General features: G+C 48.2%; 12 protein-coding genes and 1 pseudogene. 5 read left to right on the top strand and 8 right to left on the bottom strand.

Annotated features, from left to right (window positions below):
- Positions 1–9: 9 nt before the first annotated feature.
- The 5 genes from V8Z93_RS07195 to V8Z93_RS07175 form a co-directional block, all read right to left on the bottom strand.
- The gene (locus tag V8Z93_RS07195; protein WP_439431110.1) at positions 10–654 is read right to left on the bottom strand and encodes an ATP-binding cassette domain-containing protein; all 645 of its coding nucleotides are present in this window, start codon (positions 652–654) and stop codon (positions 10–12) included.
- A gap of 44 nt (positions 655–698) precedes the next feature.
- Entirely contained in the window at positions 699–2,066 is a 1,368-nt protein-coding gene (locus V8Z93_RS07190) for a DUF4836 family protein (RefSeq protein ID WP_439431109.1), read from the bottom strand.
- A 73-nt stretch (positions 2,067–2,139) separates the two neighbouring features.
- Positions 2,140–2,886, bottom strand: a complete 747-nt coding sequence (locus V8Z93_RS07185) for a 16S rRNA (uracil(1498)-N(3))-methyltransferase (protein ID WP_299332298.1) — start codon at positions 2,884–2,886, stop codon at positions 2,140–2,142.
- A gap of 65 nt (positions 2,887–2,951) precedes the next feature.
- Positions 2,952–3,503 carry a bifunctional nuclease domain-containing protein gene (locus tag V8Z93_RS07180; protein WP_439431108.1) on the bottom strand — a complete coding sequence of 184 codons (552 nt, stop codon included), beginning with the start codon at positions 3,501–3,503 and terminating at the stop codon, positions 2,952–2,954.
- The gene (locus V8Z93_RS07175) at positions 3,500–4,801 is read right to left on the bottom strand and encodes an MFS transporter (RefSeq protein ID WP_439431107.1); all 1,302 of its coding nucleotides are present in this window, start codon (positions 4,799–4,801) and stop codon (positions 3,500–3,502) included. Before V8Z93_RS07175 ends, V8Z93_RS07180 begins: the two co-directional genes overlap by 4 nt.
- Before the next feature lie 234 nt (positions 4,802–5,035).
- Here V8Z93_RS07175 and V8Z93_RS07170 point away from each other — a divergent pair, with 234 nt between their 5' ends.
- Both V8Z93_RS07170 and V8Z93_RS07165 read left to right on the top strand, forming a co-directional pair.
- A complete protein-coding gene (locus tag V8Z93_RS07170; protein WP_218411650.1) occupies positions 5,036–5,569 on the top strand; it encodes a chromate transporter in 534 nt (177 codons plus the stop codon).
- Between the two features lie 25 nt (positions 5,570–5,594).
- Positions 5,595–6,167 (top strand): chromate transporter, encoded by a 573-nt coding sequence (locus tag V8Z93_RS07165; protein ID WP_203040245.1) that lies wholly within the window; start codon positions 5,595–5,597, stop codon positions 6,165–6,167.
- Positions 6,168–6,327: 160 nt separating this feature from the next.
- On the opposite strand, the gene V8Z93_RS07160 is transcribed toward V8Z93_RS07165, so the two are convergent.
- Together V8Z93_RS07160 and ppdK are read right to left on the bottom strand one after the other, a co-directional pair.
- Positions 6,328–6,975 (bottom strand): DUF3256 family protein, encoded by a 648-nt coding sequence (locus V8Z93_RS07160; protein WP_439431106.1) that lies wholly within the window; start codon positions 6,973–6,975, stop codon positions 6,328–6,330.
- 569 nt (positions 6,976–7,544) lie between these two features.
- Positions 7,545–10,265 carry a pyruvate, phosphate dikinase gene (gene ppdK, locus V8Z93_RS07155; RefSeq protein ID WP_439431105.1) on the bottom strand — a complete coding sequence of 907 codons (2,721 nt, stop codon included), beginning with the start codon at positions 10,263–10,265 and terminating at the stop codon, positions 7,545–7,547.
- A gap of 438 nt (positions 10,266–10,703) precedes the next feature.
- Here ppdK and rlmD point away from each other — a divergent pair.
- A pseudogene (gene rlmD / locus V8Z93_RS07150) lies at positions 10,704–12,152 on the top strand (23S rRNA (uracil(1939)-C(5))-methyltransferase RlmD); the annotation flags it as partial.
- 177 nt (positions 12,153–12,329) lie between these two features.
- Positions 12,330–13,514 carry a porin gene (locus V8Z93_RS07145; protein ID WP_439431104.1) on the top strand — a complete coding sequence of 395 codons (1,185 nt, stop codon included), beginning with the start codon at positions 12,330–12,332 and terminating at the stop codon, positions 13,512–13,514.
- A 271-nt stretch (positions 13,515–13,785) separates the two neighbouring features.
- Here the strand turns inward: V8Z93_RS07145 and V8Z93_RS07140 are convergent, their stop codons facing one another.
- On the bottom strand, positions 13,786–15,090 hold the full coding sequence (locus V8Z93_RS07140; RefSeq protein WP_299332309.1) for a DUF3078 domain-containing protein: 1,305 nt from the start codon (positions 15,088–15,090) through the stop codon (positions 13,786–13,788).
- Between the two features lie 137 nt (positions 15,091–15,227).
- Between V8Z93_RS07140 and V8Z93_RS07135 the strand changes: the two genes are divergently transcribed.
- A complete protein-coding gene (locus V8Z93_RS07135; RefSeq protein ID WP_439431103.1) occupies positions 15,228–16,832 on the top strand; it encodes a CTP synthase in 1,605 nt (534 codons plus the stop codon).
- Positions 16,833–16,878 lie beyond the last annotated feature (46 nt).

Raw genomic sequence — 16,878 nt, 5'->3', positions numbered from 1 at the left:
TTAACTTTACTAAAGTTTAAACACGTGCTCGTAAGGCAAATCCATGTGCTTGCCGATGCTGGTTACGATGACGCCAGCTCCCTGCTCCTTCGCCTCTGCCATCATGATTTCGCCCATGATGCGGGAGTTGTTGTCGTCAAGGTGACTGATTGGTTCATCGGCGAGGATGAAGTCGAAAGGCTGACAGAGGGCGCGCATCATGGCTACTCGCTGCTGCTGTCCGAACGACATTCTGCCAATCTTTGCATCCACCTTATCGGCAATGCCGAGCATATCAAACCACTTGAGAATCTGCTCACGGGTCTTGAAGCCCGTAAGCTTATTCTTGATTTCCACGTTCTCCATCGCCGTAAGCTCAGGGAAGAGACGGAGTTCCTGAAAGAGATGACTGATGTGACGCTTTCGCATCTCTACCCAATCAGAAACCTTATAGTTGGCGGTAACATCATGATCAAACATCACGCTTCCGCTGTAGTCGTGACGATAGCCGAGCACATAGCTGCAGAAAGTACTCTTTCCGCTGCCACTCTCCGCTTCTACAAGATAAAGATGTCCCTTCTCGAAGGTAACATCCTGCTTCCATATCTCCGAGTTCAGGTCGTCACGCTGGGCGAAGACCTGCGGGAGAACGGAATGAAGCTGAATCTTTTCCACCTTATTATTTAATGAATGTATAATTAATAATGTATAATGTTTATTTACCCTTTTACCTTTAAAGTATAGACCACGGAAGTGAGATTTCCGAAGATTGGGGTGAGCAGACCGGTTACGGTAGAGATAGCATCGTCCTTTCCAGAGCCATCACCATTGGAACTCTTGGCTAGATTGATGACCATCGCCAGTTTCTGCCCCACGATGAGCTTCTGGATCTTCGCATCTATCGGATGATTGCTTGGCTTCACGGCATATTGGGCAGAGAGTTCATCGCTACCGCTGAAGAACTGCTTGTCGTCGGTTACTCCGAAGTAGAAAGAAGTCTTGCCATCGGTATAGAAATAGGCATTCTTGCCCCAGTTGGCAATCTTGGCACCCGGAGGACAGGAAGTCTTCCAGTAATCCACATCACCCAACCATTTGCTATGCGCCAACTTAGCAGCCATCATCATCTTCATGCTTGCATCGCCCAGGGTTGGCATCATGATAGCCATGTCGCCATCCACACTACGCATGATATTATCCATATCCACCGCCTGGTTGATGCCCATCAGGAGAGTCTGCAGACTGCGGTTGCTCTGCATCATCGGCAGGAACTGTTCACCCTTCACATTCATGAAGATACCCGCCAAGGCATCAGCAGGCATCGACTTCACGTAATTGCCCTTGATGGGGCGATAGTTCTGAAGAGCCTTCTGAAGAGCCTCATCGATAGACTTATTAAAGGAGAAAGTCTCGCCCTGAATCTGCAGGATGCCCTCCTTCACGTTCATCTCGGCAGCAATAACCACCTGTGAAGGATCGGTATCCTTAGGAGCACCCAGAGTGAATGGAGCCACAAACTTTTCCGGCAGAGCCTGCGCCTGCGCCACCATCGCCATCGGAGACGAAATACCCGAAAGACGATCGAACATAGGAGAAGCCGTAATGCCATCCTCTTCATCAGCCTTGAGATATTTCACCATCTGCTGCTGCAGCTGAGCCTGGGCATCAGCCACCACAGGACCCATCACGAGGAGAGCCTCATCAGAATATCCTACGAGCCAGGAATTCTTCAACACCGAGAAATGGAAGCCTTTTCGTTCCGTTACTTCGGTGGCAATATGCTTTTTGGCGAGAGTTGCGAGCCAATCAGAAACACCATCCTCGCTACTCACCTTGGCACAGAGTCCCAGGTTGCCATCGGCCGTTTCGAAGAGATACAACTTCTCGCTTACATCGATGCCGCAATTATCTACGTCATCTACATGGAGCAAAGTTTTCAGCATGCCCGCCTTATCCTCGTCGCTTTTATCAGCAGTCATCTGCTTCATGTCCACAGAGATAAGGGCAGTACTTTTCTTAGGAATGGCATTGAGATAATCACTGCCAGAACAGGAGCTTAGCAATAAGAAAGTTATTGCTAAGCCCATAAAAACTAAGTTCTTATACAATCTTTTCATCACAAAAACTAACACTTATGTATTTTTTCTTATATCATCTTTGTTATAGTCTTCTTGCGATATGCGCCATGTGAACCGCCACCAAGCCCGCCGTTTCCGTGCGAAGTCGGCTGGTTCCCAAGGATACGCTCTCGTAACCATTCTCCAGGGCAAGACGAACCTCATCGATGGAGAAATCGCCTTCCGGCCCTACCAATACCGTAATATCAGCAGAGGATGCATCGTTGCCTTCAGCACTATCAGAGAATGACGAGATTTCCTGGAAGAAGTCTTTCTTCTCTATCTCCTCGTAGCAATGGCAGATGAATTTTCTGCCTGGGCGAGGCGTCTGGATGAACTCCTTGAAGCTCTCCAGTTCGTTGACCACCGGTTTCCAAGCCTTATGACTCTGCTTCACGGCAGATATCACAATCTTGTCGATTCTTGGCGTCTTCACCACCTTACGCTCAGAAAACTGACAGTTGAGGAAAGAAAGCTCATCAAAACCGATTTCCGTAGCCTTCTCCGCCATCCACTCGATGCGCTCCATCATCTTGGTAGGAGCAATCGCCAGATGGATATGGCCCTTCCAGGCACGCTCTTGCGGCATCGTTTCCTTGATTTCATAGAGACAGCGCTTGCTGGAAGCCGCCGTCACCTCGGCACGATAGAACGAACCTTCCCCATCCATAAGGAAAATCTCGTCACCGCCCTTCAATCTCAGCACACGGAGCGCATGAGTAGCCTCCTCGGCAGGCAATTCCACCTGGGTTGCTGCCTCAGGCACATAGAAATATCTAACCTCTTTCATAGAAATATCAAATCTCTTTCTTTGAAATATCTTATTTCTTTCTTGAAATATCTAATTTCTTTATGTTACTTCTTGTTTTTTTCCTCACGGCGCTTCATCTCATCACGGATGAAGGAAGCACCCTCGTAGTTTTCTTCCTCCACGGCCTTATCCAACGCCTTCTGCAACAGAGAATCAGGCAAACTCATGATTGGAAGAGCCACACTCATCACTTCCTTATTAAAAGGTGTAGAGAACTTCTGGAGCACCTCCAGAGGGGCGCACATCTCATAACCACTTGTCAACGAAAGCAGCACAGCTGTTTCCGGAAGAAGTTCATAGCCCTTGCCGGTTATCGTATTTACCAGTTTTGCCTTGAAACCACGATCTTGAATACCCTCGAACTCAATGCGGTAATGGGTTATTTCCTCATCTTTCAGCACCTGTGTAAACACATCAACCAGATGATTTCGGGTTTCTTCAGCCTTATGCTCATGCCGTTTGATTTCGCTCGCCATCTCCTTAGCCAACACAATAGAGAGCGCACGGGTCTCCGCCATGTCGGTAAGCGTGATTACGCAGGCATCATCTGCCTCTGGAATAGAAAAAGTCCCTTTATAAATTAATTTATACATCATTGTTTTGTCTCCTTCTTTGGTCTGAACAATACGGCGAAGGCAACTCCGACCACAAGAGCATAACCTGCGAAGATAAACCAGCAAGTCTGCCAATCGCCCATCAAATATCCATTTTCCCAGTGACAGTAATGGTTAATCACCTGTCCTGCAAGAATTGTGCCAATAGATGCACCCAAGCCATTGGTCATCAGCATGAACAAACCCTGGGCAGATGCTCTGATCTTAGGCTCGCACATCTGGTCTACGAACAGACCACCCGACACGTTGAAGAAGTCGAAAGCCACACCATAGACGATGCAGGAGAGCACGAAGAGAATGACACCAGGGAATGCAGGATTACCCAAACCGAAGAATCCGAATCGGAATACCCATGCAAACATGGCGATAAGCATCACTACCTTGATGCCATAACGCTTCAGGAAGTATGGAATCAGGAGGATGCAGAGTGCCTCTGCCACCTGGGAAATTGACACCAGAAGAGTGGCATTGTTGGCTGCAAATGTATCTAACATACTAGGATCACCCTTGAAACTGGTGATAAATGGAGTAGCATAACCATTGGTTACCTGCAAACTCATTCCGAGCATACATGAGAAGATGAAGAACAGCGCCATCTCACGACTCTTGAAGAGCTTGAAGGAATCGAAGCCCCAGGTCTCCACCCAACTGCGAGCTTCCTTCTTGACCAGCGGACACTGAGGCAGAGTGAAGCAATAGAGGAAGAGCACGATGCTCAACGCACCAGAAACGAGGAACTGGAGGTGGGTATACTGGAACTTATAAGCATTTTCCGAAAAGAGGAACATGAACGAGCCATGATCCCAGGTAGCACAGTTGACAATCCACATGGTGGCAATGAAGCCCACGGTGCCGAAGACTCGGATAGGCGGGAAGTCCTTGATGGTATCCAGCCCATGATTTTTCAGGATAGTGAACGCCGAAGTATTCGACAGTGCCAGCGTAGGCATATAGAAAGCGACGCTGAAGGTATAAACCGCCATGAAGAGAGCCTCATCAGGCATGGCACTCGCCTCTCCCATCAGGAACAGCCCTATCATCGAGAGACCCGCCAGCAGATGGCAATAGCCCAGGAGTCTCTGCGGCTGGATATACTTATCCGCCACAATACCCATCAAGGTAGGCATGAAGATAGATACTATACCCTGAATGGTATAGAACCAGGAGATTTCTGCACCCATTCCGGCCTTGCCGAGATAGTTGCCCATAGAAGTGAGATAGGCTCCCCAAACAGCGAACTCCAGGAAGTTCATCACTGCCAAACGTACTTTTAGATTCATATCCTTAAATTCTTTTTCTTTGGTTTAAATTTATTTTTCTGCAGATTGCATCCTTTCGCTTTTACGGGATTGCATCCTTTCGTTATTAACAGGATTGCTTTGCAGATTATATCTTGCAAAGATACACAAATTATCTTAAAGAACACAGATTTTTGAAGATTTTCCTTCTGAAAGCTAGCTTATTTAACAAATAATATGTAATTTTGCACCCGAAATCAAAATATAAAAGAGATAATGTTAGTAAAGTTTTTCCTTACGTGTAACAAGATTGGTGCCTTTACCCTGGGTGGAGGCTACGCTATGATTCCCATCATGGAACAAGAATTCGTGGATAAGAACAAATGGATGGACAAACAGGAATTCATGGACATCATGGTGGTGGCTCAAACCACTCCAGGCATCTTTGCTATCGATATGGCTAGCCACATCGGTTACAAGCTGAAGGGGGTATGGGGCGGCATCGTGGGTGCCATCGGCATTGCCCTTCCTTCCATCATCGCCATCCTCATCATTGCCATGTTCTTCCAGCAGTTCAAGGACAATTATTGGGTGGGCAAGTTCTTTGCGGGCGTTCGTCCTGCCGTGGTAGCGCTGATTGCAGCTCCCTGCTTCAAGATGGCAAAGACGGCAAACATCAACCGCTACAACATCTGGATACCAGTAGTTTGCTGCCTGCTGATTGCCGCATTCGGCATTTCTCCTATCTATATTATCATTGCAGCCGGCGTGCTGGGATGGCTTTATGGAAAGTTTATAGTTAAAAGTTAATAGTTTATAGTTTTATAGTTAGAAAATGCTATTTTTAAAGTTATTCCTGATATTTACCAAGATTGGTACATTTAATTTCGGTGGTGGATATGCGATGCTTTCGCTCATCCACAACGAAACCGTAGTGAAGAACCACTGGCTCACCAATGCCGAGTTTACGGATATTGTGGCTATCAGCCAGTCAACTCCGGGGCCTATCGGCATCAACTGTGCCACCTACGTGGGCTATACAGCCTGTCTTCATGCCGGTTATCCTACCTGGGCAGCCTGGGCGGGTTCCTTCCTTGCCTCTCTCTCCATCATGTGGTTGCCCTTCATCATCATGATTCTCATCAGCCGCTATCTGATGACCCATAAGGATTCCAAGATTGTGAAGGATATCTTTGCCGGACTCCGTCCTGCCATCATCGGACTGATAGCTGCTGCTGCCATACTTCTGATGAATAAAGAGAATTTCGGATCGCCAACCGACAATCCATTTGCTTTCGGAGCCAGCGTAGCCCTCTTTCTGGGTGCATTCTATTTCACCAAAGCCAAGAAAGCAAATCCGATTTTGCTGCTTTTCATCTGTGGAATCATTGGGTTGTTTATCTTCTAAACAACCCAAACACCTTCAAATAGGCAAAAAAAAAAAATTGATTGTCTCACGACAACCAATCTTTTATTAACCTTAATAATCTAATACCATGAAAAACACGATGCAAAGTTACAAATAATCTCGTAACCTGCAATAATTTATTGTAAAAAACTTCAAGTATTTAACTCTCCTTAAAGCTTTTACCATTCCAATTAAACTTTCTTTGCAATTTTATGACATTTACCGCCTTTTTGTCATCTGCCGAAAGCAATGGCGAAGCCAATCGAACCACCAGTGCATTCTCGTTCTGCAAGAGCAAAGCACTCACCATCTTAGGCTCAATCATCGCCTTTAAATCAGCAAAGCGACTTTCGCTCATCGTATCGGGTTTCTGAACGAGCGTTTCCGCCAAGTCTTCCATGCGCTTGCCACCCAAGAAACGGCTTGCATCAAGCACTTTCCATTCTTGATTAAAGAAATAGAGTTCACTCTCCTTCTCTGGTCCGGCGAACGATTTGACCACACAGAGCACCGAGTCGCCATTTTCCATTGGCAACTTCTTCATCTGCAAAGTAGAAACCTTGCTCATGCGTACCTGCACGAAGTCCTGGGTCAGCGTATCCATCACGCTCACCTCCCCTAGCAGGTTCTTCACCTCAGCCTTCACGCCCATCTCCTGCAACTCGGCAAATTCCAGTCGCATATTGCTGTTGAGTGTAGGCATCATCTCATCCGGCATCGATACCAGCAAGTCTTTCATCGACTTGGCTTCCATGCCCAGGCTTGCAGTCAGCAAGCAAGCCAACATTATATATTTTATCTTCTTCATCACTACAATTCCTTAGACCACTTCTTTCCCCAAGGAGTAAAGAGCCAAATCAAAAATGCCGTAGCCGGAACTAAGCATATTGCGAAAGTTAAAGCCAATGTATTCATTTTTGAAGTCTTTAAATTATTTACTAAATTTCGCAAGTAAGCCCCATACGCCCTGAAAGGGCAGAAGCTCCTAGCCCAGGGCAACACCCTGGGGATAATATAGAGATGGTAATTACGCCCTGTAAGGGCAAAAGCTTCCATACTGCAGCTATATTTTTAAAGCTTTTGCCCTTACAGGGCGCGGAGCGACAACAACTATTACCCAGGGCGCTGCCCTGGGCTAGGAGCTTCTGCCCTTTCAGGGCGTGCCGGGAAATCGTCGCATAAATCATTACCAATCCTTCCATATTTCTCTATTTTCCGACAAAAGTACAGAAAATAATTGTAATCTGCAAGTTTTTTCGTGTTTTTCTATCCAACAATCGCTAAAAAAGCGAAAAAGAGGAAAGTGTTCTCTCATGGAAACACTTTCCTCTCAAATTATCTAATTCATTAATCGTACTATCTTAACGATAGAGGGATTTACTCCTCTACAGCAGCCTGCGCCGCAGCCAAACGTGCGATAGGCACGCGGAATGGAGAGCATGAAGCGTAGTTCATGCCAACCTTAGCGCAGAACTTAACTGATGAAGGCTCACCACCATGCTCACCGCAGATACCTGTGCGGAGGTTAGGACGGGTAGCACGACCATTCTCTACTGCCATTTTGATGAGCTGACCAACACCCTCCTGGTCGAGAACCTGGAATGGGTCAACCTTCAAGATCTTCTTCTCCATGTATGCAGGGAGGAATGAAGCGATGTCGTCACGAGAGTAACCGAAGGTCATCTGTGTCAAGTCGTTAGTACCGAATGAGAAGTACTGAGCCTCCTCTGCAATCTGACCTGCAGTAAGGGCCGCACGAGGAATCTCAATCATGGTACCAATCTCGAACTCAACCTCTACGCCGTACTCGATGAATATTTCCTTAGAAGTAGCGAGGATGATAGCCTTCTGCTGCTTGAGCTCCTGAACAGTACCGATGAGCGGAACCATGATCTCTGGACATGGGTTGAAACCTTCCTTCTTCAACTCGCAAGCTGCACCGAGAATGGCGCGAGTCTGCATAGCTGTAATCTCAGGGAATGTAATACCGAGACGGCAACCACGGTGACCGAGCATTGGGTTGTTCTCTGCCAGAGAGTTCACACGCTTCTTGATTTCCTCAACGCTTACACCCATCTCCTTAGCCATAGTCTCCTGACCAGCCAAATCGTGTGGTACGAACTCGTGGAGAGGTGGGTCGAGCAAACGGATGTTCACGTGGCAGCCATCCATAGCCTTCAAGATTCCGTAGAAGTCAGCCTTCTGATATGGGAGGAGCTTGGCAAGAGCCTTCTCACGACCCTCAACAGAGTCAGCCAGAATCATCTCACGCATGGCAACAATCTTCTGATCATCGAAGAACATGTGCTCTGTACGTGTCAAACCGATACCCTTGGCACCGAATGCACGAGCTACCTCAGCATCGTGTGGAGTATCTGCATTGGTACGGATCTCCATCTTTGTATATTTGTCGCAGAGATCCATCAGCTCCTTGAAGTCGCCAGAAAGCTCTGCAGCCTTTGTCTCAATCTGTCCTGCATAAACCTGACCTGTAGTACCGTTCAGAGAGATGTAATCACCCTCCTTGTAAACTACGCCCTCAATCTCAACAGTCTTAGTCTTGTAGTCAACGTTGATAGAGCCAGCACCCGATACGCAGCACTTACCCATACCACGAGCCACAACGGCAGCGTGAGAAGTCATACCACCACGAGCGGTAAGGATACCCTCGGCAGCAGACATACCTGCGAGGTCTTCAGGAGAAGTCTCGATACGAACCATGATGACCTTCTTGCCATCCTCGTGCCACACCTGAGCATCGTCAGCGTGGAATACAATCTGACCGCAAGCAGCACCTGGAGAAGCAGGGAGACCCTGAGTGATGACCTTAGCTCTAGAGAGGGCCAACTTATCGAATACTGGGTGCAAAAGCTCATCGAGCTTCTGAGGCTCACAGCGGAGGATAGCAGTCTTCTCGTCGATCATACCTTCGTGGAGAAGGTCCATAGCAATCTTCACCATAGCGGTACCTGTACGCTTACCATTACGTGTCTGGAGGAACCAGAGCTTACCTTCCTGTACGGTGAACTCCATGTCCTGCATATCGTGATAGTGGTGCTCCAGCTTATCCTGGAGAGCGTCGAGCTCCTTGTAAAGTTCAGGCATAGCCTCTTCCATAGAAGGATACTTAGCAACGCGCTCCTCCTCAGAAATACCAGCACGCTCAGCCCAGCGCTGAGAACCAATCTTTGTAATCTGCTGTGGTGTACGGATACCAGCTACAACGTCCTCACCCTGTGCATTGATCAGGTACTCACCATTGAAAAGGTTTTCACCATTACCAGCATCACGAGAGAAGCAAACACCTGTAGCAGAAGTCTCGCCCATGTTACCGAATACCATCGCCATCACTGAAACGGCAGTACCCCACTCATCAGGAATACCTTCCATCTTGCGATAGAGGATAGCACGCTCGTTCATCCATGAACGGAACACGGCGCAGATAGCACCCCAAAGCTGCTCGATTGGGTTGGTAGGGAAATCCTGGCCAGTCTGCTCCTTGATAGCTGCCTTGAAGAGCTCAACGAGTTTCTTGAGTGACTCAACAGAGAGGTCCTTATCGAGAACCACACCCTGCTCTTCCTTCACCTTTTCTATGATGGCCTCGAATGGGTCGATATCTTCCTTGTTCACAGGCTTCAGTCCCATAACGACGTCACCGTACATCTGTACGAAACGGCGATATGAGTCGTAAACGAAGTGAGGATTGCCGGTCTTCTTAACCAAGCCCTCAGCCACTTCATCATTCAAACCGAGGTTGAGGATAGTATCCATCATACCTGGCATAGAAGCACGTGCTCCTGAACGAACAGATACGAGAAGAGGATTCTCTACAGAACCGAACTTGCTGTTCATCAAAGCCTCCGTATGAGCCACTGCAGCCATTACCTCGTCCTGAAGGAGTTCCTTGATTTTCTCCTCACCCACCTCATAATACTCGTTACAGGTATCAGTTGTGATGGTGAAACCTGGAGGAACAGGAACACCAATAAGGTTCATCTCGGCGAGGTTTGCACCCTTACCGCCAAGTTCTTCACGCATCTTCGCATTTCCTTCGGCTTTTCCATTGCCGAACGTATAAACTCTTTTTTCGTTCATATTTTATAGGTTCAAAAATATTATATTATTTTGCTTATTACCAATTCTTAGTTGATGATGCAAATATACAATATTATTTTGAAACCACCAAACTTTTATACTCTTTTTTGCTATCCCGAGATTACATTTTAAACTGTTGTCGCACACATGCGGATATTTTTAACAATCCCCAAGAAAAAAGTGAGAAATGTAAGAAATTTAAAAGCGGGCAAAGTTGGCGATTCCCAAAAACATCATGTAGCAGAGGCGCAGGTCACACCACCAGACAGTCCATATTATCCCAAGCAACCAATATAACACAGCCCATACTATCCCAAGCAATCAATATAATAATGTACGCGCGTAAAAGGTACCAGATTAAAAATAATCGGGGCAAATCTTTCATTTCTCGCAAAAATGTAGTAACTTTGCAGCCATAAAGAAATACAAAACATTATTATGGCAAGAAAACGTAAACCATTACCGCTTTTGGAGAACATCACCATTGAGGCAGTAGCTGCCGAGGGTAAGTGCATCACTCGCGTAGATGACCAGGTCATCTTCGTGCCTTTCTGCGTACCTGGCGATGTGGTAGATTTGCAGGTAGTTAAGAAAAAACATAAGTATTGCGAGGCGAAGGTGGTTCGCTTCATCAAGAAGAGCGACGTAAGACAGGAGCCTATGTGCGAGCACTTCGGCATCTGTGGCGGTTGCAAGTGGCAGAATCTTCCTTACGAGGAGCAGATCAAGGCGAAGCAGAAGCAGGTGGAAGACCAGCTCACCCGCATCGGCAAGATTGAGCTTCCTGAGTTCCGCCCTATCATGGGCAGCGTGAAAACCCAGGAGTATAGAAACAAAATTGAGTTCGGATGCAGCAACAAGCGCTGGTTCACCGCCGAGGAGCTGGCCCAGCTGCCTCAGAAAGAAGAAGAAACCATCACTTCCCTCAAGGAGCGCCACGCCCAGAACGCCATCGGCTTCCATATCACCGGTGCCTTCGATAAGATTTACCCTATCAAGAAGTGCTGGCTGATGGACGACCTCTGCAACGAAATCCGCAACTTCGTTTTCGAATACGCTGATTCTCACGACTACACCTTCTACGACCTGCGTGAGCAGCATGGATTGCTCCGCAACATGATGATTCGTAATTCAAACACTGGCGAGTGGATGCTCGTGTTCCAGTTCCATTATGATGAGGAGGGTGATGAGCAGAGAGCATTGGAGCTGATGCAGCAGGTGGCTGACAAGTTCCCTCAGATTTCATCGCTCATGTACGTGGACAACCAGAAGGGAAACGACACCATCAACGACCTGGATCTCATCCTCTTCAAGGGCAACGACCACATCTTCGAGCTGATGGAGGATTTGAAGTTCAAGGTGGGTCCAAAGAGTTTCTATCAGACTAACACCGAGCAGGCTTACCACCTTTATTGCGTGGCTCGCGAGTTTGCCAACCTCACCGGAAACGAGTTGGTCTACGACCTCTACACCGGCACGGGAACCATCGCCAACTTCGTGGCTCACAAGGCAAAGAAGGTAATCGGTATCGAGTACGTACCAGAGGCCATAGAGGACGCAAAGGTGAATTCTCAGGTGAACAACATCGAGAATACCCTCTTCTATGCAGGCGACATGAAGGATATTCTGACCAACGAATTCATCGCCCAGCACGGTCGCCCAGACGTCATCATCACCGACCCTCCACGTGCCGGAATGCATCCTGATGTAGTGAACGTAATCCTGAATGCGGCTCCTAACCGCATTGTGTATGTAAGTTGCAACCCTGCTACCCAGGCTCGCGACCTGCAGTTGATGGACGACCACTACAAGGTGGCTGCCGTTCAGCCGGTAGATATGTTCCCTCATACTCCTCACGTAGAGAACGTCGTTTTGCTCGAGAAGCGCAGCGATGCTGAAATCAAGCAGAAGAAGAAGGAGCGCAAAGAGCGTGAGAAGGCGATAGCTGAAGCCAAGGCGGCAAAGGAAGCAGAAAAGCTTGCATTGGAAGCTGCTAAAGCGGAAGACTTGACTGCAGAGGAACTTGCGGCAAAGAAATAAACCTAAAAACAAAATAGAAATAAGATGAAAAAAGGTATCATCCTGGCGCTCATGGCTTTGACCACGGTCTCAGCCAGTGCACAAAAAAAGCAGACCATCGAATTGCCTTCGTGGTTGAGCAACGTAAAACTGTCGGGTTATGGAATGACCCAGTATCAGTACAGCGGACAGAAGAACGCTGAGTCCAACTCATTCAACATCCGAATGGGCCGTATCGCCTTGGAGGGTCGCATTGCAGACGACTTCTACTGGAAGACTCAGATTCAGTTTAACGGCAACACCTCCAACCTGGGTTCAAGCCCAAGAATGGTGGATCTGTTTGCTGAATGGCAGAAGTACGAGTACTTCAAGGTGAAGGTGGGTCAGTTCAAGAACCCATTCACTTTCGAGAATCCGATGCACCCTATCGACCAAGGCTTCATGGGTTATTCCCAGAACGTGAGCAAGTTGGCAGGTTTCAGCGACCGTGCCGGAGAGCACGCTTCCAATGGCCGTGACATCGGTTTGCAGTTGCAGGGTGATTTCCTCAAGAATGCCAACGGCCGCAACCTGCTGCACTATCAGATTGGTGTGTTCAACGGTCAGGGAATCAACACCAAGGACGTTGATAATCAGAAGAATGTGATTGGTGGCGTATGGGTAATGCCAGTGAGCGGCATGCGTATCGGTGCCTTCGGATGGACAGGTTCTTATGCAAGAAAAGGAGAGTGGACGGAAATAGTAACAGTACCATCTGGAGCGAATTTCTACGAAGTTAGAAAGATTACTCATCCCGACTATCGCAAGCTTGCCCAAAACCGCTACGCCTTCTCTTTCGAATATAAGAAAGACGGATGGACTGTTCGTTCTGAGTACATCCACTCTACGGGCAAGGCTTTTGCCAAGAGCATTACCAACTTCAACGATGCCAACGCCAAGGATTGCAGCATCAACGAGAAGATTGGCGATAAGGCACAGGGTGTTTACGGACTCGTCATTGCTCCATTGGCTCAGCTGCCTAAGAACAGCCGAATCGACATCAAGGCACGTTACGACATGTATCAGCCTAACGGCAAGAGCAACATGCAGAAAACCCAGTATGAGGCTGGCTTGAACTTCCACATCGGCAAGCGAATCACCATCCTCACCGAGTATGCGCTGGTCAACGACAAGACCCTTGCCAAGCACAATTACTCCATGGCAGATGCTGAGTTCTGCTTCCGCTTCTAACAGATACAGCAAGAGGGTGTGTCATAAGCCACATCCCATACGCCCTGAAAGGGCAGAAGCTCTTAGCCCAGGGTAACACCCTGGGTATTATGGACATATACAATACCGCCCTGTAAGGGCAAAAGCTTTCTTATATTTTTAAAGCTTTTGCCCTTACAGGGCGGCATTGTTGATTGCGGCTTTTAACCCAGGGTGTTGCCCTGGGCTGGGAGCTTCTGCCCTTTCAGGGCGTATGGGGCAAATCGTCACAGGGCGTGCGGGGCGAATTTTTCTAGAAAGAGTAAGAGAATCCGATAGACATGAATTCCTTAAACTGCCAATAACTATCACCATCCTTACGCTTCGCACCATCGTCGAAACGAGGATAGAGGAAGATATTCGATGAAATATAGCGGTTGAACTGGAAGGTGAGCGTGTTCTCCCACTCTATCTCAGCGCGCTTATAAGTAGTATATCCCCAAAGACGGGTCTTCCACTTCAAATTATCCATCACCTGCCAGGTCAGGTCGAAGGTACACTCCGAACCATAATCGGTCATTCCGTGCTCACCCTCCTTCAAACCATATCTTGTAGCAAGCTGCTCACGGCCCACATACTTCCAGTTGAGAGCCAGAGGAGCCAGATGGGCACTACCCTTCAACCTGTGGTTGAGCCAATCCACCGAATAATCCATACCGACAGAGAGGTTCAGATTGAATGGCGAGAAGAAATCGGAATAAACAAACTTATCATTGCTCTTGTAGCCATGGGCAAACTGCGTCTGCGCCACCATCTGAATGGTATAATACCATTTGCGGGAAGCCTGGAGTCCCAACTTGCTGGTGTATCGGATCAAGTCGTCGGAAGTCTTCAGGCTGTGCACGGAATCTCCTTTGGAAGTCTGATAGCCCAATCTCATCTCCAGCTTGTTCTCCCACTTCACTTTCTGCTTGTTGTTATAGTTGGCCTGCATGGTAAGTCGACCCAGCAGCGAATAGTTGCTCTCGCCACCCTTGTACCAGTTGTCCGACACGTAGTTCTGGAGGAACTGCAGATAGTAATCGCCTGCGAAAGTCCAGAAGTTAGGTCGGAAGATGACGATGTCCATCGGTGCCGCATCCGGTTCAATTGCCTTCGGTGCCACATCCTCAATGATGTCGCGCTTCTGCTTCTTGTTTCTGTTGTCAGCCACGATAGGTGCGCCCACCTCTTCCAGATGGCGCTGGGTCACCTTCACCAGATCGGGGCGTCGCAGATAGATATCCAGCAAGGCAGCATCCAGCTCCACGTCCAGCGAATCCCCCACTCCAGCCTGAGGCTTCAATCGCAGGAATCGATTGGCAGGCGAGCGATAGAACGTGAGCGGAGTAAAGAGCTTGGCAAACCTGGAATCATCAGAATCCATCCTGACGGGCTGGATGGAATCGATACGGGCACGCAGAGCCGACAGAGAATCAGCATAACTCTCTGCCAGGGTTGGCTCCATCACTTTCACAGTATCTTTTTTCACCACTGTGCGCTTGTGCAGGCGTTGTGCTTCTACCGAAACAGCCCCTGCAATAATCGTCAAAACGAGTAGTCCTAATCTTATTTTCATACCTTATTTTATCTATTCGGGCACAAAGGTAATAAATAATTCATAAATCCAAGGGCTTTATCCCAAATAATTTTGGTATTTCGCAAAAATATCGTAACTTTGCACCCAAAATTATTCTAATTTAAATTATATATATCGTGGCTGAAACAAAGTACATCTTCGTCACCGGTGGTGTGGTTTCTTCTTTGGGTAAGGGAATCATCTCATCATCCATCGGTAAACTTCTTCAAGCAAGAGGCTACAACATTACTATCCAAAAGTTTGACCCATACATCAACATCGACCCGGGTACACTGAACCCGTATGAGCATGGTGAGTGCTATGTAACGGTAGATGGTATGGAGACCGACCTCGACCTCGGACACTACGAGCGATTCACCGGCATTCAGACTACAAAAGCGAATTCTCTCACCACTGGTCGTATCTACAAGGCAGTGATTGACAAGGAACGCCGTGGCGACTATCTCGGCAAAACCATCCAGGTGGTGCCTCACATCACCGACGAGATCAAGCGCAACGTGAAGCTGCTCGGCAAGAAGTATCACTATGACTTCGTGATTACCGAGATTGGCGGAACCATCGGCGACATCGAGAGTGCCCCTTACATGGAAGCTATCCGACAGCTGAAATGGGAACTGGGCAAGAACGCCGTCAATGTTCACCTCACCTATGTGCCTTACCTCAAGGCAGCAGGCGAGTTGAAGACAAAGCCTACCCAGCACTCCGTGAAGGAACTGCAGAGCGTAGGTATTCAGCCAGATGTTCTGATTCTCCGCACCGAGAAGCATCTCGAAGAGGGAATCCTGAAGAAGGTGGCTAGCTTCTGCAACGTAGATTTAGACTGCGTAATCCAGAGCGAAGACCTTCCTAGCATCTACGAGGTGCCTGTAAACATGCAGAACCAGGGCCTCGACACCGCCATTCTCCGCAAGATGGGCGAACCTATCGGCGAGAAGCCTGCGCTGGGTCCTTGGAGAACTTTCCTCGACCGCAGAAACAAGGCTACCGAGACGGTGAACATCGGTCTCGTAGGAAAATACGACCTGCAGGATGCCTACAAGAGCATCCGCGAGAGTCTCTCGCATGCCGGCACCTACAACGACCACAAGGTGAAGATTACATTCATCAACTCAGAATATCTCACAGAAGAGAACGTGGCTGAGCAGCTGAAGGGTCAGGATGGCGTAGTCATCTGTCCTGGATTCGGCCAGCGAGGCATCGAGGGCAAGATCATCGCTGCCCACTACACCCGCACCCACGACATCCCTACCTTCGGCATCTGCCTGGGTATGCAGATGATGGTGATTGAGTTCGCCCGCAACGTGCTGGGCTACAAGGATGCCAACTCGCGCGAGATGGATGAGAAGACTCCGCATAATGTCATCGACATCATGGAGGAGCAGAAGAACATATCAAACATGGGTGGAACCATGCGACTCGGCGCCTACGAGTGCCTGCTGAAGCAGGGCAGTCGCGTGTTCAACATCTATAAGAAGGAGCATATCCAGGAGCGCCACCGCCACCGCTATGAGTTCAACAACGAATTCCTGAAGGAATACGAGAAGCATGGCATGATGTGCGTGGGCCGCAACCCAGAGAGCGACCTGGTAGAAATCGTGGAGATTCCGGGCTTGAAGTGGTACATAGGAACACAGTATCACCCAGAATACCAGAGCACGGTTTTGAAACCACACCCACTGTTTGTTGACTTTGTAAAGACCGCCATCGCTAACAAGAAATAGCAGGAAAAGAGCTAAGATTCTGCTGCATTCATCATGAAAAAGCGGA

Source organism: Segatella copri (genome assembly GCF_051861805.1).
Taxonomy (GTDB): Bacteria; Bacteroidota; Bacteroidia; order Bacteroidales; family Bacteroidaceae; genus Prevotella; species Prevotella copri_M.
This window is presented reverse-complemented; position numbering and strand designations above follow the sequence as displayed.

Excerpts from the sequence above, each read along its gene's own strand:
- V8Z93_RS07190 (WP_439431109.1), bottom strand. The coding sequence starts at position 2,066 with ATGGGCTTAGCAATAACTTTCTTATTGCTAAGCTCCTGTTCTGGCAGT.
- V8Z93_RS07185 (WP_299332298.1), bottom strand. The coding sequence starts at position 2,886 with ATGAAAGAGGTTAGATATTTCTATGTGCCTGAGGCAGCAACCCAGGTG.
- V8Z93_RS07180 (WP_439431108.1), bottom strand. The coding sequence starts at position 3,503 with ATGATGTATAAATTAATTTATAAAGGGACTTTTTCTATTCCAGAGGCA.
- V8Z93_RS07175 (WP_439431107.1), bottom strand. The coding sequence starts at position 4,801 with ATGAATCTAAAAGTACGTTTGGCAGTGATGAACTTCCTGGAGTTCGCT.
- V8Z93_RS07170 (WP_218411650.1), top strand. The coding sequence starts at position 5,036 with ATGTTAGTAAAGTTTTTCCTTACGTGTAACAAGATTGGTGCCTTTACC.
- V8Z93_RS07165 (WP_203040245.1), top strand. The coding sequence starts at position 5,595 with ATGCTATTTTTAAAGTTATTCCTGATATTTACCAAGATTGGTACATTT.
- V8Z93_RS07160 (WP_439431106.1), bottom strand. The coding sequence starts at position 6,975 with ATGAAGAAGATAAAATATATAATGTTGGCTTGCTTGCTGACTGCAAGC.
- ppdK (WP_439431105.1), bottom strand. The coding sequence starts at position 10,265 with ATGAACGAAAAAAGAGTTTATACGTTCGGCAATGGAAAAGCCGAAGGA.
- V8Z93_RS07145 (WP_439431104.1), top strand. The coding sequence starts at position 12,330 with ATGAAAAAAGGTATCATCCTGGCGCTCATGGCTTTGACCACGGTCTCA.
- V8Z93_RS07140 (WP_299332309.1), bottom strand. The coding sequence starts at position 15,090 with ATGAAAATAAGATTAGGACTACTCGTTTTGACGATTATTGCAGGGGCT.